This is a genomic window from Novosphingobium sp. HR1a (assembly GCF_015594425.1).
Lineage (GTDB): Bacteria > Pseudomonadota > Alphaproteobacteria > Sphingomonadales > Sphingomonadaceae > Novosphingobium > Novosphingobium resinovorum_A.
Genome location: NZ_JABXWS010000001.1, coordinates 15193 through 40313, shown reverse-complemented (window position 1 = coordinate 40313; position 25121 = coordinate 15193). Strand labels below are relative to the sequence as shown.

Genomic DNA, 25121 nt, shown 5'->3' with positions numbered 1-25121 from the left:
ATGATCGCTCTATGACAGCGCGACGATCGGCGCCGAGATAGGCATCGACCGCTCCGGCACAAGGCCGAATCGACCGCGCCAGTGCCAGCGGCCAAGGAGCAGGATCGCCGCGACCGTCAGGCCGACCGCGAGGCCGATCCACACGCCTACGCCTCTGAGCGGTGTGAACAGGCCCAGCGCTACCGAGGTCGCGAAGCCCGCCAGCCAATAGCCGACGATGGCGATCAAGGCAGGAATCCGCGTGTCCTGCACACCGCGGAGCACGCCTGCGGCAATTGCCTGCACGCCGTCGGTCAACTGGAATATCGCAGCGACGAAGAGATATTGCACCGCCAGCGCGACCAGCGCCGCATTGGCGGGCGCGGAAACGTCGACGTAGGCGGAGATGATCGTACGCGGGATCAGCAGCATCGCCAGCGCCGACAGTCCCACGAAACCGAGCCCGATCGCGATCGCCACCCATCCGGCACGCGCGATCGCATCGCGGTCCCCGGCGCCGTAGTGATAGCCGACGCGGATCGTCGCGGCCTGGCCTATGCCGAAAGGCACCTGGAAGGCGAAGGCGGCGATCTGCAGCGCGACGGTGTGCGCGGCCAGTTCGACCTCGCCGACCAGTCCCATCAGGAAGGCGGCGCCGGAAAACAGCCCGCCCTCCGCGATCAGGGTCGCGGAGATCGGCAGGCCCAGCCGCAGCATCTGGCGCAGGCGCTGCCATTCGGGCCGCCAGAAGCGCCCGAAGACGTGGAAGCGGCGCAAGTTGCGATCGTTGCGGATGGCGACGACGTAAGCCAGCACCGTAACGCAGGCGGTGATAGTGCTCGCCAGCGCCGAGCCGGTCAGGCCCAGCGCAGGCATGCCGAGGTTACCGAAGACCAGCGCGTAGTTGCCCAGCGCATTCACGCCGATCGACAGCGCCGTGATCACCGTGGCGAAGACGGGCCTGCCCAGCGCCGAGACGAACGTGCGCAACACATTGGCGACCGCCATCGGCACCAGCGCCAGCGAAATCACGCGGATGAAGTGCCCGGATATGACCGAAATGCGAGGGCTCTGGCCGGTCAGCAGCATGATCCGTTCACCGAAGAAGCAGATTCCCACCGCCACCAGCCCCAGTCCGAGTGCCAGCCACAGCGCCATGCGGGCGGAACGCCGCACCTCGCGCACGGAATTCCGGCGGCGCCCGATCTCGGCGGCTATCAACGGGGCGACCGCGCCGGTCACGCCGTTCAGACCCATCATCACCACCGCGACGATGGCGACGGCGAGACTGGACGCCGCGAGCGCCTCCTGCCCCAGCCGCGCCACGAAGATCACGTCGATCGCGAAGACCGCCATCTGCAGCATGTTGGCAAGCGCCAGCGGCCCGGCAAGGCGCAGGGTGGCGCGCAGTTCCTCGCGCAAGGGGTGGTTTCTGGTTCTCTCCCGCATCGGCCCGCGCGATAGATGCTGGCCGGGACGAGGGGAAGCGATTTCGTCCCGGCGCTTTGAATGGCACGGCCGATGTATTACCGGGATACCATGAAACAGATCGCGATCCTTGCCCCCCTCGCCCTTGCCGCCACACTTGCCGGCTGCGGAGAGAAGGCTCCCGAGCAGGCATCTCCCACGCCTTCCCCGACCGCCGCCGCGCCGCCGCCGGCTGCCGTCACAGACCCGGCGCCGATGGCTTTCGCGACGTGCCGCTCATGCCACTCGACCGAGCCGGGTCGCAACGGTATCGGCCCGACGCTGCACGGCATCGTCGGCTCCAAGGCTGGCGAGGTGGAGGGCTATGCGTTCAGCCCGGCGCTGAAGGGCTCCGGCATCACGTGGGACCGCAAGACCCTCGACACCTGGCTGCAGGGGCCGATGAAAATGGTCCCGGGCACGAAGATGGTCCTCCCCGTGGCTGACGCGCAGAAGCGCAAGGCGATCATCGACTATCTCGAAACGCTGAAGTGACGCCCGAAGAGTCCATCGCGCTCGCGGAAATCCAGCAGCATCTGGCACGCTGCGCGCAGGCCGGGGATGCGCGGCGAGCAGATGCCTACGCGGACTGCTTCGCTGGGGACGGCGTTCTGGAACTGGCGCATGAGACGATCAGAGGGCGCGAGGCGATCCGCGCCTGGATGACCGCGCCGTCAGTAATCCCCGCTCCGGCAGACGGCACGCCGGGTTTCGTCAGCCACCATCTGACGACCTGCCACGTCGAATTCACCACTCCTGATGAAGCGGCCGCACGAACCTATTGGCTGGTGACGAGCGTCGTGGGCCTCGACCACAACGGCTTCTACCGCGATCACCTGCGCCGCGAGGACGGGGCTTGGCGCATTGTCCACCGCCGCCCGCGTACGTTGTGGATCAGCCCGGCGAGCGTGCTCCACCGGGCCTGACTGCCAAAGAAAAGGGCCTTGCGCCTGTCCCGGCGCAAGGCCCGGTCGATCGACGTCCAAGGGACCGGGGACGTCGCGGAATTACGCGTTCAGGTCAGACCTTGCGGCCGGGCGGCGGGGCCTGCTCGACCGGGGCTTCCGCCTTGGCCGGAATGGCCTGCCAAGGCGCCTTCGCCGCATCGCAGCCATCGGACGCAGCCTGCGTCATTTTCGGCTGTGCGCCCGAGCCGTCGGAACTATACGAAACCGAACGCGTGCAGCCGCTGGCATCGGTGCTCGACGAATAATACGTCACATGCGCGCCCTTGGGCATGTCGCCGACCATCGTGAGACCCGGCATCGCAGCACCGTCCGCGCTCGCCGCCGTCACTTGCTGCTGTATACGGGCCGCCTGCTGCTGCATGAGTGCCGCGCGCTGCATCATGGCGTTCATCTGCGCGTCCATCATCGCGGAGATCTGGTCCATGTGCGCGAAAGGATCGGCCATGACCGGCATGTCCGCCTGCTGCGCTACCTGACCTTGGGCATCGACGGGCACGAACTGCACCTTGGGCGCGACGTCACCGGTGTATTGGACGTGGACGACGGTGCCGTCGGGCGCATCGACCTTCATCGTGTGCAACCGGGTACTGGCGGCCTCGGCCGCTCCGGCGCCAAGCAGGGCGAGCACGGCAGCGCCGACGAGGTACTTCCTGGGGGGCATTCGCATTGGGGATGTTCTCCTTCGTGACTCGACCCTTTGCGAATGCGAAGCTGCCTCCCCGAAGCTGAACGCAGGATTACGGAACAGGAACGCAAAAAGGGCGGCGCCTTGCGGCACCGCCCTTTCCGTTATCTGCCCGGAAGAACCGGGAAGAAGATTACTTGAGCTCGACGGTGCCGCCGGCTTCTTCGATCTTCTTCTTGATTTCTTCGGCTTCAGCCTTGGTCGCGCCTTCCTTGACGGCCTTGGGAGCGCCTTCGACGAGAGCCTTGGCTTCAGCGAGGCCCAGACCGGTGATGGCGCGGACTTCCTTGATGACGTTGATCTTCTTGCCACCGTCGCCGGTGAGGATCACGTCGAATTCGGTCTTCTCTTCAACGGCTTCGGCAGCGGCGCCACCAGCGGCCGGGGCAACTGCGACAGCAGCAGCGGCGGAAACGCCCCATGCTTCTTCGAGAGCCTTGGCGAGGTCAGCGGCTTCCAGAACGGTGAGCTGCGACAGTTCTTCAACAAGCTTGGCGATATCGGCCATGATTATAACTCCTGATCTGTGGTCCACCGTGGGCCTCATGCCCGGCGGCGGAATAAATCGTAAGAAACGTTCTGCTTAAGCGAGCGCTCAGGCAGCCTTGTCGGCGTAGGCAGCGAAAACGCGAGCCAGCTTGGCCGCCGGAGCGGTCTGCAGCTGGGCGATCTTCGTCGCCGGAGCCTGAACGAGGCCGATGAGCTTGGCGCGCAGTTCGTCGAGCGAGGGCATCGAGGCGAGAGCCTTGACACCTTCGGGGGTCAGAACCTGCGAACCCATCGCGCCGCCGACGATCTCGATCTTGTCGGTCGTCTTGGCGAATTCAACGACGGCCTTGGCGGCTGCAACGGGGTCCACCGAAGAGGAGATACCCGTGGGGCCGGTCAGGAAGTCGCCGATACCGACGTAGTCGGTGTCCGCGATGGCAAGCTTGGCAAGACGGTTCTTCGCAACCTTGTAGGTCGCGCCCGCATCACGCATCTTTCCGCGCAGGGCGGTGGACTGGGCCACCGACATGCCGAGGTTGCGGGTGACTACCACCGCGCCGGCCTCTGCGAAAACCGCGTTGAGCGAGGCGACCGATTCGGCTTTCTGCGAACGATCCATGCCATACTCCTTCACAATGGCTACGAAAGGCGAGCCCTTCGTAGCCGGCTACGTATTGTCCGGGGCGCTTGCAGCACCTCGGGCGAGTCCGTCGAAGGGGAAGGAGTTCTCGTGCATGACCTTTGGTCGAAACACGATGTTGGCACCACGCTCGAAGGAGTGGGGCCGGGTGATTTCCTTGTCCCCGTCTAGGCTGCGAATTAAGAGGGGAGCCCTCAGCAGCGGTCTCGGACGGATGACAGACGGGAATCACCCCATCAGTCGGAGCGGGCCAATGGCGGATTGCCGGTGCTGAGTCAAGGCCGGACGGTCAGGATTGGCGGCATTGCACCTGGCTGCGGGCAACGACGGCGAGGATGGTGATGAGCGCCATCGCGGGCAGCGCCCAGTGCCCGATGTGCCCCGCCACGATCACCGCCGCCGCGAAGGCGAGCAGGCCGTGACGCCACGGTCCCGTCAGCACCAACCGATCGCGCACGAACCACAGCGCCACCATGTAGACCGCCAACGGCACAGCGACGGCGAGATTGCTTGCAAGGATAGGGGCGTGGTGCCCTTGCCCGGCGGCATTGTCTATGGCGACGGCGAAACCTGCGCCGGTCGCCGCGCCGCCTGCGTATATCAGCGCATGAGCGTAGCTCCAGTTGAACGAGCTGGAAAAGCGCTCCTGATCGAGCGGGCCTTCTTGCGAGAAATAGAGCCACCACATCGCAAAGGTGATCGCCAGTGCGGAAAGGGCCAGGACGATCAGTTCGGCCGGGTGTCCGCCCGGCGCATCGGCATAGGTGAATGCGGCGGCGCTGGAGAGCAGCACCTCGCCCAGCACGATGATGACGAACAGCCCGTGCCGCTCGGCAACGTGGTGGTGGTGCCAGGGCGTCTTGCCGCGCGCTTCGGCGATGACGGGAACGGCCATCTCCATCAGCGCGCCCAGCACGAACAGTCCCGCCACTGCGCTGAACCCGGCCGGACGCAGCACCAGCAGCGCGAGGGTCCAGTACAGCTGCGTCACCGCGATCCCGACCGCATAGCTCACTGCCGTCGCCCGGTGGCGGGGGTCTGAGCGCGCGGCGATCAGCCAGAACGCCACCATCGCCACACGCATAACGATGTAGCCGACGATCACCAGCGTCAGGCTGCCGCCCGCGAAGACGCGCGGAACCCCGGCTGCCACGGCCAGCGCTCCGGCCATGATGACGCAAGTGATGAGACGATAGACCGGCCCGTCGCTGTCGTAGGCCGAGGCGAACCAGGTGAAGTTCATCCACGCCCACCACGTCGCGAAGAAGGTCATCGCGAACGTCGTCACGCCCATCGCCGCGTGGCCTGCAGCCACCGCATGGTGCAATCCCTCGGCGGCACTGGCCACGGCGATGACGATAACGAGGTCGAACAACAGTTCGAGCGGCGTGGAGACGCGGTGCGGTTCATGCGGATCGCGGGCGCCGAACGGTCGCCAGCTGCGGGTCTTGGTCATCTGTGCGGCAGGGCCCCTGCTGTTTGGTCGATGACCTTAGAGGCGAGACCACCGGGGCGGCAAGTCTCGCCGTGGCCCCGGGTTCAGTGCGCCTCGTAGCCCAGCAGATCGCCCGGCTGGCAGCCCAGTTCGCGGCAGATCGCCTCCAGCGTGGAGAAACGGATCGCCTTGGCCTTGCCGGTCTTGAGGATCGAGAGGTTGGCGAGCGTGATGCCGATCCGCTCGGCCAGTTCGGTCAACGTCATGCGGCGGGCGTGGAGCAGGTCGTCGAGCTTGACCACGATGTTCGTGCCTTCCGTTTCGTCGCCCATCACACCATCCCTTCGAGGTCGGCACGCATCTGGGCGCCCTTGCGGAAGACGCGGGCGAGGATGAACAGGATCAGCATGAGCAGCAGGCCGTTGCCGTCGACGCCGCCGATCACTTCCAGGTCGGTATGGCCCTGGCCCTTGGTGAGCGCGTTGATCCACGCGCCGATACCGGACATCGGCAGGCCGACGAGCTGCACCGCGAGCGTCAGCCAGGCCATCTGCGTGAGGCGCGAGGCGTTGTCGGGCACGAAGGGATCGCCTTCGCCAACCGTATCGACGATGCGCTTGAGGAGCTGGAACAGGCGCAGCAGCAAGGCGCAGAGCAGTGCCGCCAGCAGCAGGATGCCCGCGATCGCCCAGAGGAACGGTCCAGTCGGCACGCTCTCCAGATGCTCTGCCAGCGCGGTGCTTGCGGGTCCGTGGAAGATCGCCAGCAGCGGCGCTGCCAGCAGGCTCGCGCCCATGCCGAGCGCCAGGACCGCCATGAGGAACCATAGAACGCCCTTGGCGATGGCGAGGAGCGGGTCACGGGTGATCGTGTTCATCGTCTGGTTTCCTTCCCGTCCGGATCACATGAGCGCGGGGACGACCCGCGCTCCGATGACGATCACTTGCCCGTGGGCCGATGCCTCGGCGGGGGCCGTGACGGTGGGGAGCCAGAAGCCGGCCAGAAAGAGCGTCGCAAGGAGCAGCGAGAGCAGAGGCGGTGCCATCCGGTGCGTGTCAGGGCGGATCATTGTTCGTTCTCCGATATGCTTGATATCGAGATTCAATAAATCCGATTCTGCATATCGTCAATCGATAATATCGAAAAACGATATGTTGCCGTTGGGCGCGCAAAAAAGGGGCGGCTCCGGTCTGGAGCCGCCCCCGTTGGGGCTCGACCATGTCGCCGGGCGTGACAACCGGCGGGCCGGGCCGGTCAGGCGTCGGTAAGCTCCTGGTTGGTTGCAGGGGTGGAGGCCCCGGGAGTCTTGATCGACGGCCTGTAGGTGCGGAAGTCGAAGCGGTTTCCAGCCTTGCCCTCGGCTTCCAGGCTCTCGCGATGCTGCAACTGAAGACGCGCGCGGCGCAGCCTGCCCTTGCGCGATGTGAAGGGATTCCCCTCGTCAGGGTCGGCGGCGGCCATGGCGTCGAGCAGTTCGTAGCGCTCCTCCGGGGTCTGCGGCAACGGCGAGGCCGCAAGGATCGCCGTGGCCGAATTGCCAGCGATCACGCGATCACGCTGCACCGGAACGGGCTCGGCAACGATGGGCTCGGCGACTGCAGGATGCACCGCTTCGACCACTGGCGCGGGGGCGGGAACCGGCTCAAGCGCACCCACCGGCTCAAGCGGCTCGGGCACATACTCGGCCTCCTCGTAGACCGGATCGGAGCGACGGCGACGCATCGCGGCGATGCCCACGCCCGCCACGCCAAGCGCGGCAAGAATGCCGGCGACTTCGGCCACCGGGAAGCCATCGCCGTCGGTGGTCGGCGGCGCTGGCTGGGCGGCAGGCGGCGGGACTTCGGCGCGCGCGGGAGCCGGAGCTGCGGGCGGAACGGAACCTTGAGCCAGCGTGCCATCGCCTGCAGTGCCGTTATCCTGAGCGGTCGGGACAGTTGGCTGCACCGGCGCGGCGCGTTCGGCGCGCGGCGCGGCAGAAACGCGGGTCGTTGTACGCGTCCGCGCCGCCGTGCTCGACGGTTCGGCTGCAGCCTCATCGGGAGTGGCGGGCGGCGGCACGTCAGGCAGAACGACAGTCTGCTGCTGCGTCGGCGTCACCGAAGTCGGTGCCGTGCCCGCCGTGGTGGCAGTGTCGGTGGGCACGTTGAGCGGCGCGGTCGATTCAGGCGGCAGCGTGACGTTCGGCGTGGTCGCCGGAGCGGCGGAAGGCGGCGTGGCGCTAATATCCTGCGGCAGTGACAGCGAAGGCGTCGTCGCAGGAGCCTGCACTTCCTGCGCAGCGGCCGGGATTGCGGAAAGCGCGAGGACAGCGGCAATCGCGGTCAGTGCGCTGGGCGAGCGGGGGACGGAAAAGTGTATCATACCGGAAACAATGCGCGCCCTGTGCAAAAGTCCTTTCGCAAGTGCGGAATACGGGACGGTCCGATCGACCTCCTGCGACGAGTTGATGCTTTCGGCAAGAACACGGTTTTCGGCGGATTTACGCCAGATTAACGGCATTCGCCCGTTCACGCCGTTTGACACCCTGCACCCCGGCTCCTATATGGCGGCCTCGCTCGATCGCTTCGAGCAAGGCATGTCCATGCGCGGGGACACGCCCGGGAAGGAGGCGATCGGGATTTCATCCGACGTGGAAGGCTGCAGGCCGCATGGAGACCCGAACCCCGGGAATCCGCGTGCCGGGCGGCCTTTCTTGCGTTCCGGATGGTCTGCTTTCGGGCAGGCGACGTCACTCGCGACGACGAATTTTTACGAAGGCCGTGTCCCTTGCGACTCGGTCCTCACACGAAGAGGCAAAGACCAGCTCATGGCCACCAAGCCCATCGACACCACGCCGCTGGTGCGCACTGCGAAGAAGCGCATCCGCAAGATCTTCGGCGACATCCACGAAGTCGTCCAGATGCCCAACCTGATCGAAGTCCAGCGCGAGAGCTACGAACAGTTCCTGCGCTCGGACCCGTCGGTCGGCTACGTCTCGGGCCTCGAGAAGACCCTGCGTTCGGTGTTCCCGATCCGCGACTTCGCGGGCACCAGCGAGCTGGACTTCGTCCACTACGAGCTGGAAGACCCCAAGTACGACGTGACCGAGTGCCGCCAGCGCGGCATCACCTACGCCGCGCCGATGAAGGTCACACTGCGCCTCATCGTGTTCGAGGTCGACGCCGAGACCGAGACCCGCTCGGTCCTCGATATCAAGGAGCAGGACGTCTACATGGGCGACATGCCCCTGATGACGGAGAACGGCACCTTCTTCATCAACGGCACCGAGCGCGTCATCGTTTCGCAGATGCACCGCTCGCCGGGCGTCCTGTTCGACCATGACCGCGGCAAGACCCACGCTTCGGGCAAGTTCCTCTTCGCCGCCCGCGTGATCCCGTACCGCGGTTCGTGGCTCGACTTCGAGTTCGACGCCAAGGACATCGTCAACGTCCGCATCGACCGCAAGCGCAAGCTGCCCGTCACCTCGCTGCTCTACGCGCTGGGTCTCGACGGCGAGCAGGTGCTGAACCACTTCTACGCCACCATGTCGTGGAAGCGCGGCTCGGGCGGGTGGCAGCTGCCTTACACTCCCGAGGCATGGCGCGGCGCGAAGCCGACCTTCGACATCGTCGATGCGAAGTCGGGCGAAGTCGTGTTCGCCGCCGGCACCAAGATCTCCCCGCGCGCCGCGAACAAGGCGCAGAAGGACGGTCTGGAAGAGCTGCTGCTGCCGACCGAGGAAATCTTCGGCCGCTATTCCGCCAAGGACCTGATCGACGAGTCGACCGGCCGCATCTACATCGAAGCCGGTGACGAAGTGACGCCGGAAAACCTCGACGCGCTCGACGCGGCGGGCTTCGACCAGATCGACCTGCTCGACATCGACGAAGTCAACACCGGTCCCTGGATCCGCAACACGATGAAGGCCGACAAGGCCGAGAATCGCGATATGGGTCTGGAAGCGATCTACAAGGTCATGCGTCCGGGCGAGCCGCCGACGAAGGAAACCGCCGAAGCCCTGTTCGACGGCCTGTTCTTCGACGCCGACCGCTACGACCTCTCGGCCGTTGGCCGCGTGAAGATGAACATGCGCCTCGGCCTCGATGCCGAGGACACCGTCACCACCCTGCGCGTCGAGGATATCCTCGCCGTGGTGAAGGAGCTTGTCGGCCTGAAGGACGGCAAGGGCGAGATCGACGACATCGACAACCTCGGCAACCGCCGCGTGCGTTCGGTGGGCGAGCTGCTGGAGAACCAGTACCGCGTCGGCCTGCTGCGCATGGAGCGCGCCGTGAAGGAGCGCATGTCGTCGGTGGACGTGTCGACGGTCATGCCGAACGACCTCATCAACGCCAAGCCCGCCGTGGCTGCCGTTCGCGAGTTCTTCGGTTCCTCGCAGCTCTCGCAGTTCATGGACCAGACCAACCCGCTTTCGGAAGTCACCCGCAAGCGCCGTGTTTCGGCCTTGGGCCCGGGCGGTCTGACCCGTGAGCGCGCCGGCTTCGAAGTCCGCGACGTTCACCCGACCCACTACGGCCGCATCTGCCCGATCGAAACGCCGGAAGGCCCGAACATCGGTCTGATCAACTCGCTGTCGACCTTCGCGCGCGTCAACAAGTACGGCTTCATCGAGACGCCGTACCGCAAGGTGCTCGACGGCAAGGTGACCAAGGACGTCGTCTATCTCTCGGCGATGGAAGAGCAGAAGCACACCGTCGCGCAGGCTTCGGCCGAACTGACCGGTGACGGCTCGTTCGTCGAGGAACTCGTCTCGGCTCGCCAGAACGGCGAATTCGTGATGAGCCCGCGCGACCAGATCACGCTGATGGACGTTTCGCCCAAGCAGCTCGTCTCGGTCGCCGCATCGCTCATTCCGTTCCTGGAAAACGACGACGCCAACCGCGCTCTCATGGGCTCGAACATGCAGCGTCAGGCCGTGCCGCTCGTGAAGGCCGATGCGCCTTACGTCGGCACCGGCATGGAAGAGACCGTCGCTCGTGACTCGGGCGCCGCGATCTCGGCTCTGCGTGCGGGCATCGTCGATCAGGTCGATGCGACCCGTATCGTCATCCGCGCCTCGGGCGACATCGAAGCCGGCAAGTCGGGCGTCGACATCTACCGGCTGCAGAAGTTCGAGCGTTCCAACCAGTCGACCTGCATCAACCAGCGCCCGCTGGTGAAGGTGGGCGAGCTGGTCGAGACCGGCACGATCATCGCCGACGGCCCGTCGACCGAGTTCGGCGAGCTGGCGCTGGGCCGCAACGTGCTCGTCGCGTTCATGCCCTGGAACGGCTACAACTACGAGGACTCCATCCTCATCTCCGAGCGCATCGTGAAGGACGACGTGTTCACGTCGATCCACATCGACGAGTTCGAGGTGATGGCCCGCGACACCAAGCTGGGTCCGGAAGACATCACCCGCGACATCCCGAACGTCGGCGAGGAAGCCCTGCGCAACCTCGACGAAGCGGGCATCGTCTACGTGGGCGCCGAAGTGCACCCCGGTGACATCCTCGTCGGCAAGATCACCCCGAAGGGCGAAAGCCCGATGACGCCGGAAGAAAAGCTCCTGCGCGCCATCTTCGGTGAAAAGGCTTCGGACGTCCGCGACACTTCGCTGCGTCTGCCGCCGGGCGTTTCGGGCACCATCGTCGACGTGCGCGTCTTCAACCGCCACGGCATCGAGGTCGACGACCGTACCCGCGCGATCCAGAACGAGGAAATCGAACGCCTCGCCAAGGACCGCGAGGACGAGCGTGCGATCCTCAACCGCGCCACCTACAACCGTCTGAAGGACATGCTCCTCGGCCAGGTCGCCACCTCGGCGCCCAAGGGCCTCAAGAAGGGCGTGGACATCACCGACGAGGTGCTGGCCGAAGTCGAGCGTCACGAGTGGTGGAAGTTCGGCGTTGCCGACGACCACGTCCAGTCGCAGCTCGAAGCGGTCAAGACCCAGTACGACCTCACCGTCAAGGCGATCCAGGAGAAGTTCGAGGACCGCAAGGAAAAGCTGGAGCGCGGCGACGAGCTGGCTCCGGGCGTCCTGAAGATGGTCAAGGTCTTCGTCGCGGTGAAGCGCAAGCTGCAGCCGGGCGACAAGATGGCCGGCCGTCACGGCAACAAGGGTATCATCAGCCGCATCCTGCCGCTGGAAGACATGCCCTTCCTGGAAGACGGCACCCCCGTCGACTTCGTGATGAACCCGCTCGGCGTGCCTTCGCGCATGAACGTGGGCCAGATCTTCGAGACGCACCTTGGCTGGGCCGCACGCGGTCTGGGCAAGCGCATCGGCGATGCTCTGGACGCATGGCGCGTGGCCAACCCCAACCCGGTCGCAGGGCAGCCGCCCGAGGCCGTTCGTGAACTGCTGACCGAAATCTACGGCGACAACTACGCCGCAGACATCGCCGAGCGCACGGACGACCAGATCGTCGAGTTCGCCGACTCCGTCCGCAAGGGCGTGCCGATGGGCTCGCCGGTGTTCGACGGCGCGGTCGAGAAGGACGTCACCGACATGCTCAAGCTGGCAGGTCTGGACGAATCGGGTCAGGTTGACCTGTTCGACGGCCGCACCGGCGACCGCTTCGATCGTAAGGTCACGGTGGGCATGAAGTACGTGCTCAAGCTGCACCACCTTGTCGACGACAAGATCCACGCCCGTTCGATCGGTCCGTACTCGCTCGTCACCCAGCAGCCGCTGGGCGGTAAGGCGCAGTTCGGCGGCCAGCGCTTCGGTGAGATGGAGGTCTGGGCTCTCCAGGCCTACGGCGCCGCATATACCCTGCAGGAAATGCTGACGGTGAAGTCCGACGACGTTGTCGGCCGCACCAAGGTCTACGAAGCGATCGTCAAGGGCGACGACACCTTCGAGGCCGGCATTCCCGAGAGCTTCAACGTTCTCGTCAAGGAAATGCGCTCGCTGGGTCTCAACGTCGAGCTGACCAGCCACGACGATGCCGAAGACGACGACGGCGTCGCCCTGGCGGCGGAGTAAGGGATGCAAGGGCGAGGCTTCGGCCTCGCCCCTACTCTCTCCCGCCCAGACAAGATTTCACCCTCTAGAGGGATAAAACTATGAACGACCTGACCAAGTTCACGAACCAGATGGCGAAGCCCGAGACGTTCGACCAGATCCAGATCGGTCTGGCGAGCCCCGAGCGCATCCGCTCCTGGTCCTTCGGCGAGATCAAGAAGCCGGAAACCATCAACTACCGCACGTTCAAGCCCGAGCGTGACGGCCTGTTCTGCGCCCGCATCTTCGGTCCCGTGAAGGACTACGAGTGCCTGTGCGGCAAGTACAAGCGCATGAAGTACAAGGGCGTCGTCTGCGAAAAGTGCGGCGTCGAAGTCACCGTCACCAAGGTGCGCCGCGAGCGCATGGGCCACATCGAACTGGCCGCCCCGGTCGCGCACATCTGGTTCCTCAAGTCGCTGCCTTCGCGCATCGGCCTGCTGCTCGACATGCAGCTCAAGCTGCTTGAGCGCGTCCTCTACTTCGAGAGCTACATCGTCATCGAGCCGGGCCTGACCCCGCTCGAGAAGTACCAGCTCCTGACCGAAGACGAGATGCTCGACGCCCAGGACGAGTATGGCGAAGACGCCTTCTCGGCCGGCATCGGCGCCGAGGCCGTCAAGCACATGCTGATGAACCTCGACCTCGAGCAGGAGCGCGCGGATCTGCTGCAGGAACTTGAGACGACCAAGTCGGAACTCAAGCCCAAGAAGATCATCAAGCGCCTCAAGGTCGTGGAATCGTTCATCGATTCGGGCAACCGCCCCGAGTGGATGATCCTCGACGTCGTGCCGGTCATCCCGCCCGAACTGCGCCCGCTGGTGCCGCTGGACGGTGGCCGCTTCGCGACCTCGGACCTCAACGACCTGTATCGCCGCGTCATCAACCGCAACAACCGTCTGAAGCGCCTGATCGAACTGCGCGCGCCGGACATCATCGTGCGCAACGAAAAGCGCATGCTGCAGGAAGCGGTCGATGCCCTGTTCGACAACGGCCGCCGTGGCCGCGTCATCACCGGCGCCAACAAGCGCCCGCTGAAGTCGCTGTCCGACATGCTCAAGGGCAAGCAGGGCCGCTTCCGTCAGAACCTGCTCGGCAAGCGCGTCGACTACTCGGGCCGTTCGGTCATCGTGACCGGTCCGGAACTCAAGCTGCACCAGTGCGGCCTGCCCAAGAAGATGGCGCTCGAGCTGTTCAAGCCGTTCATCTACGCCCGTCTGGACGCCAAGGGTCTGTCGATGACCCTGAAGCAGGCCAAGAAGTGGGTCGAGAAGGAGCGCAAGGAAGTCTGGGACATCCTCGACGAAGTCATTCGCGAGCACCCGGTCATGCTGAACCGCGCGCCGACGCTCCACCGTCTGGGCATCCAGGCGTTCGAGCCGGTCCTGATCGAAGGCAAGGCGATCCAGCTTCACCCGCTCGTCTGCTCGGCCTTCAACGCCGACTTCGACGGTGACCAGATGGCCGTCCACGTGCCGCTCTCGCTGGAAGCCCAGCTTGAAGCGCGCGTGCTGATGATGTCGACCAACAACATCCTCTCGCCCGCCAACGGCAAGCCGATCATCGTGCCTTCGCAGGACATGATCCTCGGCCTGTACTACCTGTCGCTCGACCGCGACGGCGAGCCGGGCGAAGGCATGAAGTTCGCGGACATGGCCGAAGTGCACCAGGCGCTGCACGTCGGTGCCGTGACCCTGCACTCGAAGATCGAGGCCCGCGTGCCGCAGACCGACGAGAACGGTCAGCAGTACATGAAGCGCTTCCAGACCACCCCGGGCCGCATGCTCCTGGGTGAATGCCTGCCGAAGTCGCACACGGTGCCCTTCGACGTCGTCAACCGCCTTCTCACCAAGAAGGAAATCGGTGACGTCATCGATCAGGTCTACCGTCACACCGGCCAGAAGGACACGGTGCTGTTCGCCGACGCGATCATGTCGCTCGGCTTCCGCAACGCGTTCAAGGCGGGCATCTCCTTCGGCAAGGATGACATGATCATTCCGGACTCGAAGGTGGCGCTGGTGGCCGAGACCAAGGAACTGGTTGCCGACTACGAGCAGCAGTACCAGGACGGTCTCATCACCCAGCAGGAGAAGTACAACAAGGTGATCGACGCCTGGAGCCGCTGCGGCGACCAAGTGGCGAACGCCATGATGGACGAGATCAAGGCCCAGCCGATCGACCCCGAAACCGGCCGCATGGCACAGATCAACTCGATCTACATGATGAGCCACTCGGGTGCGCGTGGTAGCCCGGCGCAGATGAAGCAGCTTGCCGGTATGCGCGGCCTCATGGCCAAGCCGTCGGGTGAGATCATCGAAACGCCGATCATCTCGAACTTCAAGGAAGGTCTGACCGTTCTTGAATACTTCAACTCGACCCACGGTGCTCGTAAGGGCCTTGCGGATACGGCGCTCAAGACGGCGAACTCGGGTTACCTGACCCGCCGTCTGGTCGACGTTTCGCAGGACTGCGTCGTCGTCGTCGATGACTGCGGCACCGAGCGCGCGCTGGAAATGCGTTCGATCGTGCAGGGCGGTTCGGTGATCGCCTCGCTCGCCGAGCGTATCCTGGGTCGTACCCTGGCCGAGGACATCGTCGACAAGGAAGGCAACGTCATCGCGACCAAGGGCCAGCTCCTCGACGAAGCCGCCGTGGCTGCGATCGAAGTGACCGGCCTGCAGTCGGCGCGCATCCGCTCGCCGCTGATCTGCGAAGCGACCCAGGGCGTCTGCGGCACCTGCTACGGCCGTGACCTCGCTCGCGGTACGCCGGTGAACATCGGTGAAGCCGTCGGCGTCATCGCGGCGCAGTCGATCGGTGAACCGGGCACGCAGCTGACCATGCGTACCTTCCACATCGGCGGTGCGGCACAGCTGAACGAAACCTCGCACCTCGAAGCGATCAGCGCGGGCCATGTCGAATATCGCGACATCCCGACGATCGTGGACAAGCGCGGCCGCATGCTGTCGCTGGCCCGTAACGGCGAGATCGTGCTGTTCGACACCGAAGGCCGTGAACGCGCACTGCACCGCGTGCCTTACGGTACGGTGCTGCTGCACAAGAACGGCGCCAAGGTCGAGCAGGGCGAACGCCTGGCCGAGTGGGATCCGTTCACCCTGCCGATCATCACCGAGACGTCGGGTATCATCAAGTATCAGGACCTGATCGACACCCGCACCCTGACCGAGCACGTCGATGACGCCACCGGCATGACCAGCCGCGTCGTCACCGAGGACCGTTCGACGGCCCGCGCCAAGAAGAAGGAAGATCTGCGTCCGCGCATCACCCTTCTCGACGACGCGAGCGGCGAATCGGCCCGCTACATGATGGCGCCGGGCACCACGCTCTCGGTCGAGGACGGCCAGACGGTCGAAGCGGGCGACATCATCGCCCGTGCCAGCCGCGAAGCCGCCAAGACCCGCGACATCACCGGTGGTCTGCCGCGCGTCGCGGAACTGTTCGAGGCCCGCAAGCCGAAGGACAACGCGGTCATCGCCAAGGTCTCCGGCCGCATCGAGTTCGTCCGCGACTACAAGGCCAAGCGCAAGATCGCGATCATCCCGGAAGAGGGTGAACCGGTGGAGTACCTGATCCCGAAGTCGAAGGTCGTCGACGTTCAGGAAGGTGACTGGGTCAAGAAGGGCGACAACCTGGTTTCGGGCTCGCCCGATCCGCACGACATCCTGGAAGTCCTCGGCGTGGAAGCGCTGGCGGAATACCTGGTTGCGGAAATCCAGGAAGTCTACCGACTGCAGGGCGTGAAGATCAACGACAAGCACATCGAGGTGATCGTTCGCCAGATGCTGCAGAAGGTCGAGATCACCGACGGCGGCGACACCACGCTGCTGGCGGCCGAGCAGGTCGACTACGAGGAAATGGCCGAGATCAACAGCAAGCTTCCCGAGGGCAAGCGCCCTGCGATCGGCAAGCCAGTTCTGCTGGGCATCACCAAGGCCTCGCTGCAGACCCGCTCGTTCATCTCGGCCGCGTCGTTCCAGGAAACCACCCGCGTGCTCACGCAGGCGGCGGTCGAGGGCAAGAAGGACTCGCTGATCGGTCTCAAGGAGAACGTCATCGTCGGTCGTCTGATCCCGGCCGGTACGGGTGCGGGCATGAACCGCGTTCGCGTGGCGGCTTCCAGCCGTGACGCGGCGCTCCGCGCGGCCACCCGCCGCGTGCAGGAAGCCATGATCCTCGCCAACACCGCCGAGGAAGAGCACAAGGCCGAACTGCTGCGCAACGCGGCGGACGACCTGGGCGACAGCCCGCTCGCGGCAGTCGAGGGCGAAACCCATGGCACCGACGCCGATGCCGGCGATTACCTGATCAAGGGCGACGAGGCAGAATAAGCCTCACCGCGTCAGGGCAGATTGAAAAGCCCCGCCGGAGCGATCCGGCGGGGCTTTTTGCATTCGGGATAGGACGGGACGGGCGAATTTCGCCTCCGCCCCTAGTCATCCCCGCGAAGGCGGGGACCCATCTGATGATCGTGCAACGGGCGCCGTCAGGAAATGGGTTCCCGCCGTCGCCGGTATGACGACGATACAATTGAAGTCGATCACGCTGCAGTCGATCGCCCAAATACTCGTTGCATGAATGTCACACATCTGTCGCCATCGACGAGTTGAGCGGAACCCCCCGTGCACCCTCGGGTTTCCCCTCATGAGATGATCGAAGGTAGCTAAGACACACGAACTGTTGTTGATCAGGTACATGGACCTTTCCCGCCACGGCGGCGGCGCAGCGCGATAGCTGCCGGTCCATCCCGTCACCCCAACGCGAACAGACCTCGTTACCCCCGCACGGCGGTGCCGTTTGCTGCGTCCCTGTACGGACACGGCAGCGATGCCGCGCCCCTCGATCCCTCGTACAACTGGCGGCGCTTTCCCCCCGGCTGCCATGATGGAGTTTGAGTTATGAAGAAGATTGCACTCTGCGCGGCTGCCCTGATCGCCACGCTTCCCGTCGCCGGTTACGCGCAGGACGCCGATCCTTCGGCGACCACCGAGGCCACCGCGCCTGACGGCACGCCCGCCTTCGGCATCGAGCCCTATTTCGGCATCATGGGCGGCTACGACAGCTACGACAAGCGCAGCGAGTTCGGCTCCCCGCGCGGCGGCAAGATGAACGGCGCGCTGATCCAGGGCGTCGCGGGTGTGAACGTGCCGCTCGGCCCGGTCTTCGTCGGTGCCGAAGGCAACGTCGCCAAGGGCTTCGGCGACATCGACTGGGAATACGGCGTGAAGGGCCGCGTCGGCGCCCGCGCCGGTGATAGCGGCATGATCTACGCCTCGGCCGGACACGAGTGGGTCAACGGCAAACGCGCCTATTCGGACCAGAAGGACTGGATCTACGGCGTCGGCGTCGAAGTCGGCCCCAAGGACATCGGCCTGGGCGGTGTGACCGGCAACGGCGGCCTGCGTCTGCGCTTCGAAGTCGATACTTACGACTTCGATAGCATCCGCCCGATGGCCGGTGTCGTCGCGCACTTCTGATCCATCGGGAAAGGACATCGTCCTTACCATGAAAAGGCCCCGCCGGAGCGATCCGGCGGGGCCTTTTGCCATCTGTCAGAAGTTCGCGAAAATGCCGGTGCCCGCGACCAGCACGTTCTTCGCGCCCTGACGGCCACCGGGATTGATGTACCACTGCAGGTTCGGGCGCAGGCTCAGACCGGCCATCAGGGCAATCGAATAGTTCGCCTCGATCGCGTATTCGTTGCTCTGCGGCTCGATGTCTTCGCCCAGCGCCGCGTTGCGCGCGTCCTGCAGGTCGCGCAAGTTGCGGTTCACGCGTGAGCGACCGACGGCAAGGCCGATCTGGTCCTTCGGGCGTCCGGGGATCAGGCCCGAATACGTCACGCCCGCGGTAATGACGTTGACCAGCTTGTTGGTCCGGTGGTCGGCGCTCACGAAGTTGAAGAAAGCTTCCAGAGCGCCCGCGCCGTCGGCATCGGCGGCGGTGAATTGCTGGCGCGCGACGGCGTAGATGCTGGCGCGGCCACGCTCACGCGCGAGCGGGTCGCCGGTCAGCTGCGCGAAGCCGCCATTGTCGTCATAGACGAGATTGTTGCTCTTGGAGGTGTCGAAGAACGCGCCGACTTTGTACGTGCCCGCTAGCTTCGGGTTCCCGCCCAGCTTCACGTCGAACCCGCGCTCCACAGCGACGAAGGCGCCCTGGCCCTTGAAGCCCATGTAGAAGCCCTTGTTCTGCGGGAAATTGTTGTCGTTGCGCTGGTAGACGCCGACCATCGTGTAACCCAGCTTGTCCTTCACCTTCACCCGGCCGCCCCAGGTGGTGACCGGGAAGTTGTACCAGTAGTTGAAGCTGGTGTGACCCGGCACGACGCCGCAGAAGTACAGGCTCTGGAAGTGGCAGGTGGTGGAGCCGAAGTCCTCGCCCATCGACATCTTGCCCAGCTTGATCTCCGCCGGGCCGATCGTCTGCTGATACCACAGCCCCGCCAGACGCCAGATCTGCCCGGCGCCGAACACGCCCTGCGGGTACTGCAGCAGGTCGAGGTTGTTGGTGTCGTTGATGTTGTTGCCGTGCCGGTTGGTGACGGCGGCGCGGAAGGTGCCGCCCTCGATCCCGGCGATCTTGCCCATGTCGAAGTCGAGGCTGGCACCGAGCTGCCCGGCGTACTGCGCCTGCTTGCTGGTGCCCGAATTCAGGTTGCCCGCGACGAAGCCGATGTAGCTGACGGTCGGCTTGATGCCGATGTCCTCCAGCGAAGTGCGGATGCCCGCCCAGTCGCCCAGCAGGTGCGGCTGTTCGGCCGGGGCGGAAGCGGCGGTTGTCTTCGGGCCCGATCGTTCGAACGGCTCCGACTGCTTGGGCGTGGTTTCGGTGGACCAGGTCTGGTCCTTGGTATCGCGTGCGGCGACCTGCACGACCTCGATCGAGGGTAGCGGCGGGGGAAGCGTGGCTGCGGGCATTTCGGTGTCCTCTCGGATGGACGCAGCGGGCCGCTCGCCGGGGCGCATATGCGCGCCCGGCGGCGTGCCGGTGGGTCCGGCAGCCCGTCTCAGCGTGGGTTGGTTGTCAGCGAGCGCTTGTGTTCACTCGCCTCGTCATCGCGAGGACCAAAGGTCCGCGGCGATCCAGGGCAGCACCACGCCGCCCTGGATTGCTTCGCTTCGCTCGCAATGACGAATGGGCATGTACGTCAGGCCCCGTTGAGCAGGTCGTAGGCGCGGATCACCTGGCTGTCGTCGACGGTGCCGTCGCCGCGTCCCGAGGTACTCAGGAAGAACTGGTGGGCCAGCGCCGCCAGCGGGGTCGCCGCCCTGGCGCCGCGCCCGGCCTCCAGCACGAGGCCGAGGTCCTTGACGAAGATGTCGATCGCGCTCGTCACTTCGGGCTCGGCCTCCAGCATGCGCGGGCCGCGATCGTTGAGCATCCAGCTTGCCGCCGCCGATCCGCCGAGGATCTCCAGCGCCATCGCGGGTTCGACGCCCACCTGCTTCGCCAGCGCCAGCGCCTCTGCGGCAGCGGCGATGTGGACGCCGCACAGCAGTTGGTTGACGACCTTCACCGCAGAGCCCTGCCCGGCGTTCTGGCCGACATGGAACAGCTTGCCGCCGACGCCCGACAGCACAGGATTGAGTTCGGCGAACAGCGCGTCCGAACAGGCGACCATCATCGACAGCGAGCCTGCCTTCGCCCCCGCCGTGCCGCCCGAAACCGGCGCATCGACGAAACGGCGGCCTGCGGCCTCGACCTCGGATGCGATCGCGGCGACTTCGATCGGCGGGCAGGTCGCAGTCAGCAGCACCACGGCGCGTTCGGGCAGCGCCGCCAGCGCGCCGCCGTCGAACAGGACCGAACGGGCCTGCGCGGCGTTGACCACCATCAGCATCAGCACGTCGGCTTCCTCGGCCGCGCCCGCCGCGCTGGTGGCGGAGGAGCCGCCTGCCTTGACCAGAGCCTCCATCGGCTCGGTGCGAAGGTCGAAACCGGTGACGGCGTGGCCCGCCTTCAGGAGATTGAGGGCCATCGGCATGCCCATGGCACCCAGACCGACGAATGCTACCTTGCTCATTTCACGTATTCCCATGGATCAGCGATTGACCTGGCGGGCGGGGATCAGCAGCACGAGGGCCACGCCGATCAGTTCGACCGCGGTGATGGTGTAGAGCCCCGCCGACAGCGACTTGGTGGCGTCCACCACCCAACCGATGACGAAGGGCGAGACGAAGCCCGCGACATTGCCGATCGCGTTGATCGCGCCGATGCCTGCCGCCGCCCACACACCGCCGAGGAAGGCGGGCGGGATCGACCAGAACTGCGCGGTCTGGGTCAGCAGGCCCGCCGTCGCGAACGAGAGGATCAGCACCGAGAGTGGCAGGTTGCCGATCGCCAGCGGCGAGAGCGCAAGGGCGATCGCACCCATCGCCATCGGCAGCATCAGGTGGAAGCGGCGCTCGCGGCGAAGGTCGGCGCTGCGGGCAAGGACGAGGATGACGACGACCGCGAACAGGAAGGGGATCGCGCTGATCAGGCCGTTCTCCAGCGGATCGGTGACGCCCGCCGCTTTCACCATCGTCGGCAGCCAGAACGAGATCGCGTACTGACCCATGACGATGCAGAAATAGAGCAGGCTGAGCAGCCACAGGCGCTTGTCGGCCAGGAACTGGCGGAGCGACATGTGCGCGGTCTTCTCGCGGTTGTCCTCGGCGAGATCGGCCTCGATGATCTTTTTGTCGTCAGCCGACAGCCAGTCGACGTCGGCCGGGCGGTTGGGCAGCATCCAGAAGGTGGCGATGCCGGCGATCAGCGCGGGGATCGCTTCGAGCAGGAACAGCCAGCGCCAGCCGCCCCAGCCCGACGAGCCGTGGAAGGTGTCCATGATCCAGCCCGACAGCGGCGAGCCGAGCACGCCCGAGATCGGAATGGCGATGAAGAAGATCGACATCGCGCGCGACCGGCGGGCCGAGGGGAACCAGTAGGTGATGTAGAGCAGCACGCCCGGCGCGAACCCGGCTTCGGCAAGGCCCAGCAGGAAGCGCAGGATGTAGAAGTGCATCGGCGTCTGCGCGAAGGCGAAAAGCCCTGAGATGATGCCCCAAGTAATCATGATCCGCGCGATCCACAGCCGCGCGCCGACCTTGTGCATGATGAGGTTGCTGGGCACCTCGAACAGCGCGTAGCCGATGAAGAAGATGCCCGCGCCAAGGCCGTAGACATATTCGCTGAGGCCCAGCTCGCTCGCCATCTGCAGCTTGGCGAAGCCGACGTTCACGCGGTCGAGGTAGGCCGCGAAGAAGCAGAAGAACAGGAACGGCATCAGCCGCCAGGTCACCTTGGCGTACAGGCGTTCGCGGTGTTCGTCCTTGGGCGCGGCGACATCGCGCGGCATCTCGGTTGCGAGACTCAACGCCTCTCTCCTTTTATGTTCTTTGATACGGTTTTCGAAGGAGCGCTTCACGGGCCCGTTGAGAACGGCCGGGAAGCGCTCCCGTTGCGACCCGGAAGGGTTAACCCAGCCAGGAAAGCGTGCGGGCAACGACCTGGTCGGTCGAGATGCCGTAGCGGTCGTGCAGCGTCGGCAGAGCGCCCGCGTCGAGGAACTTGTCGGGCAGGCCGATCTGGCGGAAGCCCGAAGGCACCGTGCCGCTGCCCAGCAAGCAGGCCGCGACCGCTTCGCCCAGGCCGCCGATCACCGAATGGTTCTCGGCCACCACGACCAGACGACCGGGCTTTGCGGCGACGGCCTCGATGATGGTCTTCTCGTCGAGCGGCTTGATCGTCGGGCAGTGGAGCACGGCGGCCTCGACCTTGTCGGCGCGCAGGCGGTCGGCGGCTTCGAGGGTGCGCATGGTCATCAGGCCCGAGGAGATGAACAGCACGTCGGCGCCGTCACGCAGCATCTTCGCCTTGCCGAGTTCGAACTTGTAGTCGTATTCGTCGAGGACGGCGGGCACCTTGCCGCGCAGCAGGCGCATGTAGACCGCGCCCTTGTGGTCGGAAATCTGCGGCACCGCCTGCTCGATGTCGATCGCGTCGCACGGATCGACGATGGTGAGGTCGGGCATACCGCGGAAGATCGCGAGATCCTCGGTCGCCTGATGCGAGGGGCCGTAGCCGGTGGTGAGGCCGGGCAGCGCGCAGCACACCTTCACGTCCAGCCCTTCCTCGGCGATGGCGAGGCACAGGAAGTCGTAGGCGCGGCGGGCGGCGAAGACGGCATAAGTCGTCAGCCAGGGCTGGAAGCCTTCGCGCGCCATGCCTGCGCCCGACATCATGAGGAGCTGTTCGGCCATGCCCATCTGGTAGAACCGGTCGGGGTGGTTCTGCTGGAAGATGTGCAGGTCAGTGTACTTGGCGAGGTCGGCGGACATGCCGACGATGTTCTGCTTCGTCTCGGCCAGCTTCGAGAGCGCGTGGCCGAACGGAGCGGAGACGGTGCGCTGGCCCTCGGCGGCGATCGAGGCGATCATCGCGGAGGTCTTCAGGCGCGGTTTAGCGGGTGCTTCAACGGACATTGCGGTCAGTCTTTCGTAAATCTGGGGAGGATCAGGCGGCTGCGGCGGCGTAGCCGGCGTCGAGCACTTCGATGGCCTTGTCCCACTCGTCCTCATCGACGCGGATGAAGTGCGTCTTCTCGCGCTCCTCCAGGAACGGCACGCCGCGACCCATGAGGGTGTCGGCGACGATCACGCGGGGGCGCGGATCGTCGAGTTCGCGCGCTTTGTCGAAGGCTTCGACCAGCGCTTCCATGTCGTTGCCGTTCACGAACTGCGCATGCCAGCCGAAGGCGGCGAACTTGGCGGCGATGTCGCCCATGCCCAGTACCTGCGTGGAGGGACCGTCGGCCTGCTGGTTGTTGAAATCGACGATCGTGATGAGGTTGTCGAGCTTCCAGTGCGCGGCCGATGCGGCGGCTTCCCAGGTCGAACCTTCGCCCAGTTCACCGTCCGACATCAGGTTGTAGACGAACTGCCCGGTGCCCTTGCGCTTGAGGCCGAGCCCCATGCCCACCGCGATGCCGAGACCCTGCCCCAGCGAGCCGCCCGAGATTTCCATGCCCGGCGTGTACGACGCCATGCCCGACATCGGCAGGCGGCTGTCGTCCGAACCGTACGTCTCCAGTTCCTCCAGCGGGATCACGCCCGCCTCGATCAGCGCCGCGTAGAGCGCGATGGCGTAGTGGCCGATCGAAAGCAGGAACCGGTCGCGGCCTTCCCACTCCGGCTCACCGGGACGGTAGGTCAGCGCGCGGAAGTACGAGACGGCGAGTACGTCGGCGACGCCGAGCGCCTGCCCGACATAGCCCTGGCCCTGGACCTGACCCATCTTCAGCGCATGGCGACGGATGTTGTAGGCGCGGCGCGAAAGCTCGGCGACCGGCATGTTGGTTGCGGAAACGGTCATCAATTCTCCTCACGACGCGAGGAGATGCCTTTGGCCCCAGTCTGTGGGCGCTTCGTGCGATCCTCTCGGCGTCAGTTTTTCTGATCTGTTGCCGCTTTATCAATTCCACATGCACCTATGACAAATGGACGTTTCTCACTATATGGTGACTGAGATTCACCTATGCCGATTGCATTACAGCCTCTCAGCGTCTTCGAAGCCGCCGCCCGCCAGGGCTCCTTCCGTCAGGCCGCCGACGAACTCGGCCTGACGCCGAGCGCGGTGAGCCACGCGGTGACCAAGCTGGAGAACAGCCTCGGCACCCGCCTGTTCGACCGCAGCCTCCGGCAGATAAAACTGAGCGCGGACGGCGAGGCCCTGTACCGCCACGTCGCCGCCGGGTTCGTGGAGATCCGGCGCGGGCTGGAAGAAGTCTCGGCCCGCCGCGCCCGGTTCCTGCGCCTGCACGCCGCGCCCAGCTTCGCGGCCTTGTGGCTGACCCCGCGCCTGCCCGCGTTCCTCGAAAGCCACCCCGGCATGGACATCCGCATCACCGCCAGCACCGACTATTCGCGCTTCGCCGCCGACGAGGTCGATGCCGACATCGTCAACGGCCCGCCGCTGCCCGGCCCGGTCAAGGCAATCCCGCTCGGCGAAGAGGAGGTGACGGTGCTCTGCACACCGCAGATGGCCGCCTCGATCACCTGCGCGGCGGACGTCATGGCGCTGCCGCTGATCAATGGCGACCGCAACCGCGTGACCTGGGCGCGCTGGGCGGAACTTGCCGGCGTCCCGGCGCCGAAGGCTTACGCGATGCGCTTCGACCGCAGTTTCATGGTGATCGCCACTGCTGCCAACGGGCTGGGCGTAGCGCTCGAATCGACCCGCCTCGCCCAGCGCGAACTGGCGGAAGGGCGGCTGGTCGCGCCGCTACCGGGATGCACGATTCGCGAGACGCTGCATTCGCTGGTCTATCCGCTGATCCACGCGGACCGCCCGATCATCCGGGCGTTCGAGACGTGGCTGCTGGCGGAACTGGCTTCGGCCGAGACCTGAAATCCTGCCGGTGGGGGCTTCGACAAGCTCAGCCTGAGCGGGGTTGAAAAGTCCAT

20 protein-coding genes are annotated in these 25121 nt (G+C 65.5%); 6 read left to right on the top strand and 14 right to left on the bottom strand.

All coding sequences use genetic code 11. The features are described from left to right. Positions 1-9: 9 nt before the first annotated feature. Positions 10-1428, bottom strand: coding sequence for an MATE family efflux transporter (locus HWN72_RS00175; protein ID WP_211149455.1), 1419 nt, complete (start codon positions 1426-1428; stop codon positions 10-12). Between the two features lie 90 nt (positions 1429-1518). On the opposite strand from HWN72_RS00175, the gene HWN72_RS00170 reads away from it, so the two are divergent. Continuing rightward, on the top strand, positions 1519-1941 hold the full coding sequence (locus tag HWN72_RS00170; RefSeq protein WP_172705011.1) for a cytochrome c family protein: 423 nt from the start codon (positions 1519-1521) through the stop codon (positions 1939-1941). Next, on the top strand, positions 1938-2372 hold the full coding sequence (locus HWN72_RS00165; protein WP_211149454.1) for a nuclear transport factor 2 family protein: 435 nt from the start codon (positions 1938-1940) through the stop codon (positions 2370-2372). The genes HWN72_RS00170 and HWN72_RS00165 overlap by 4 nt, the downstream gene beginning before the upstream one ends. Before the next feature lie 94 nt (positions 2373-2466). Here HWN72_RS00165 and HWN72_RS00160 read toward each other — a convergent pair whose 3' ends face one another. The 8 genes from HWN72_RS00160 to HWN72_RS00125 all read right to left on the bottom strand — a co-directional run bounded on the left by HWN72_RS00160 (position 2467) and on the right by HWN72_RS00125 (position 8024). After that, positions 2467-3081, bottom strand: a complete 615-nt coding sequence (locus HWN72_RS00160; RefSeq protein WP_211149453.1) for a hypothetical protein — start codon at positions 3079-3081, stop codon at positions 2467-2469. Between the two features lie 151 nt (positions 3082-3232). Then, entirely contained in the window at positions 3233-3607 is a 375-nt protein-coding gene (rplL, locus tag HWN72_RS00155; protein WP_008829397.1) for a 50S ribosomal protein L7/L12, read from the bottom strand. An 87-nt stretch (positions 3608-3694) separates the two neighbouring features. Beyond that, on the bottom strand, positions 3695-4207 hold the full coding sequence (gene rplJ, locus HWN72_RS00150; RefSeq protein ID WP_008829398.1) for a 50S ribosomal protein L10: 513 nt from the start codon (positions 4205-4207) through the stop codon (positions 3695-3697). A 310-nt stretch (positions 4208-4517) separates the two neighbouring features. Then, positions 4518-5684, bottom strand: coding sequence for a low temperature requirement protein A (locus HWN72_RS00145; protein WP_211149452.1), 1167 nt, complete (start codon positions 5682-5684; stop codon positions 4518-4520). A gap of 83 nt (positions 5685-5767) precedes the next feature. Beyond that, entirely contained in the window at positions 5768-5995 is a 228-nt protein-coding gene (locus tag HWN72_RS00140) for a helix-turn-helix transcriptional regulator (protein WP_008829400.1), read from the bottom strand. Next, positions 5995-6540, bottom strand: a complete 546-nt coding sequence (locus HWN72_RS00135) for a DUF2975 domain-containing protein (RefSeq protein WP_008829401.1) — start codon at positions 6538-6540, stop codon at positions 5995-5997. The genes HWN72_RS00140 and HWN72_RS00135 overlap by 1 nt, the downstream gene beginning before the upstream one ends. Positions 6541-6564: 24 nt before the next feature. Beyond that, complete coding sequence (locus HWN72_RS00130; RefSeq protein WP_156799875.1) at positions 6565-6732, bottom strand: hypothetical protein; 168 nt, start codon at positions 6730-6732, stop codon at positions 6565-6567. Between the two features lie 185 nt (positions 6733-6917). Further along, a complete protein-coding gene (locus HWN72_RS00125) occupies positions 6918-8024 on the bottom strand; it encodes a hypothetical protein (RefSeq protein WP_008829402.1) in 1107 nt (368 codons plus the stop codon). A gap of 445 nt (positions 8025-8469) precedes the next feature. Between HWN72_RS00125 and rpoB the strand changes: the two genes are divergently transcribed. The 3 genes from rpoB (at position 8470) to HWN72_RS00110 (ending at position 18149) form a co-directional block, all read left to right on the top strand. Continuing rightward, positions 8470-12636: a DNA-directed RNA polymerase subunit beta gene (gene rpoB / locus HWN72_RS00120; RefSeq protein ID WP_211149451.1), complete on the top strand. Its 4167-nt coding sequence runs from the start codon at positions 8470-8472 to the stop codon at positions 12634-12636. 80 nt (positions 12637-12716) lie between these two features. Then, entirely contained in the window at positions 12717-17003 is a 4287-nt protein-coding gene (gene rpoC / locus HWN72_RS00115; protein ID WP_211149450.1) for a DNA-directed RNA polymerase subunit beta', read from the top strand. A gap of 567 nt (positions 17004-17570) precedes the next feature. Continuing rightward, positions 17571-18149: a hypothetical protein gene (locus HWN72_RS00110; RefSeq protein WP_036528472.1), complete on the top strand. Its 579-nt coding sequence runs from the start codon at positions 17571-17573 to the stop codon at positions 18147-18149. A gap of 75 nt (positions 18150-18224) precedes the next feature. Here the strand turns inward: HWN72_RS00110 and HWN72_RS00105 are convergent, their stop codons facing one another. The 5 genes from HWN72_RS00105 to HWN72_RS00085 all read right to left on the bottom strand — a co-directional run bounded on the left by HWN72_RS00105 (position 18225) and on the right by HWN72_RS00085 (position 24030). Continuing rightward, positions 18225-19592: a carbohydrate porin gene (locus tag HWN72_RS00105; RefSeq protein ID WP_211149449.1), complete on the bottom strand. Its 1368-nt coding sequence runs from the start codon at positions 19590-19592 to the stop codon at positions 18225-18227. A gap of 230 nt (positions 19593-19822) precedes the next feature. After that, complete coding sequence (locus HWN72_RS00100; RefSeq protein ID WP_211149448.1) at positions 19823-20698, bottom strand: NAD(P)-dependent oxidoreductase; 876 nt, start codon at positions 20696-20698, stop codon at positions 19823-19825. A gap of 18 nt (positions 20699-20716) precedes the next feature. Further along, entirely contained in the window at positions 20717-22033 is a 1317-nt protein-coding gene (locus HWN72_RS00095) for an MFS transporter (protein ID WP_248005702.1), read from the bottom strand. A 100-nt stretch (positions 22034-22133) separates the two neighbouring features. Continuing rightward, on the bottom strand, positions 22134-23141 hold the full coding sequence (locus tag HWN72_RS00090; RefSeq protein WP_211149447.1) for a transketolase family protein: 1008 nt from the start codon (positions 23139-23141) through the stop codon (positions 22134-22136). Positions 23142-23172: 31 nt separating this feature from the next. Then, positions 23173-24030, bottom strand: a complete 858-nt coding sequence (locus HWN72_RS00085) for a transketolase (RefSeq protein ID WP_008829411.1) — start codon at positions 24028-24030, stop codon at positions 23173-23175. Positions 24031-24192: 162 nt separating this feature from the next. On the opposite strand from HWN72_RS00085, the gene HWN72_RS00080 reads away from it, so the two are divergent. Continuing rightward, positions 24193-25065 carry a LysR substrate-binding domain-containing protein gene (locus HWN72_RS00080; RefSeq protein ID WP_211149446.1) on the top strand — a complete coding sequence of 291 codons (873 nt, stop codon included), beginning with the start codon at positions 24193-24195 and terminating at the stop codon, positions 25063-25065. The last annotated feature ends 56 nt before the right edge of the window (positions 25066-25121 follow it).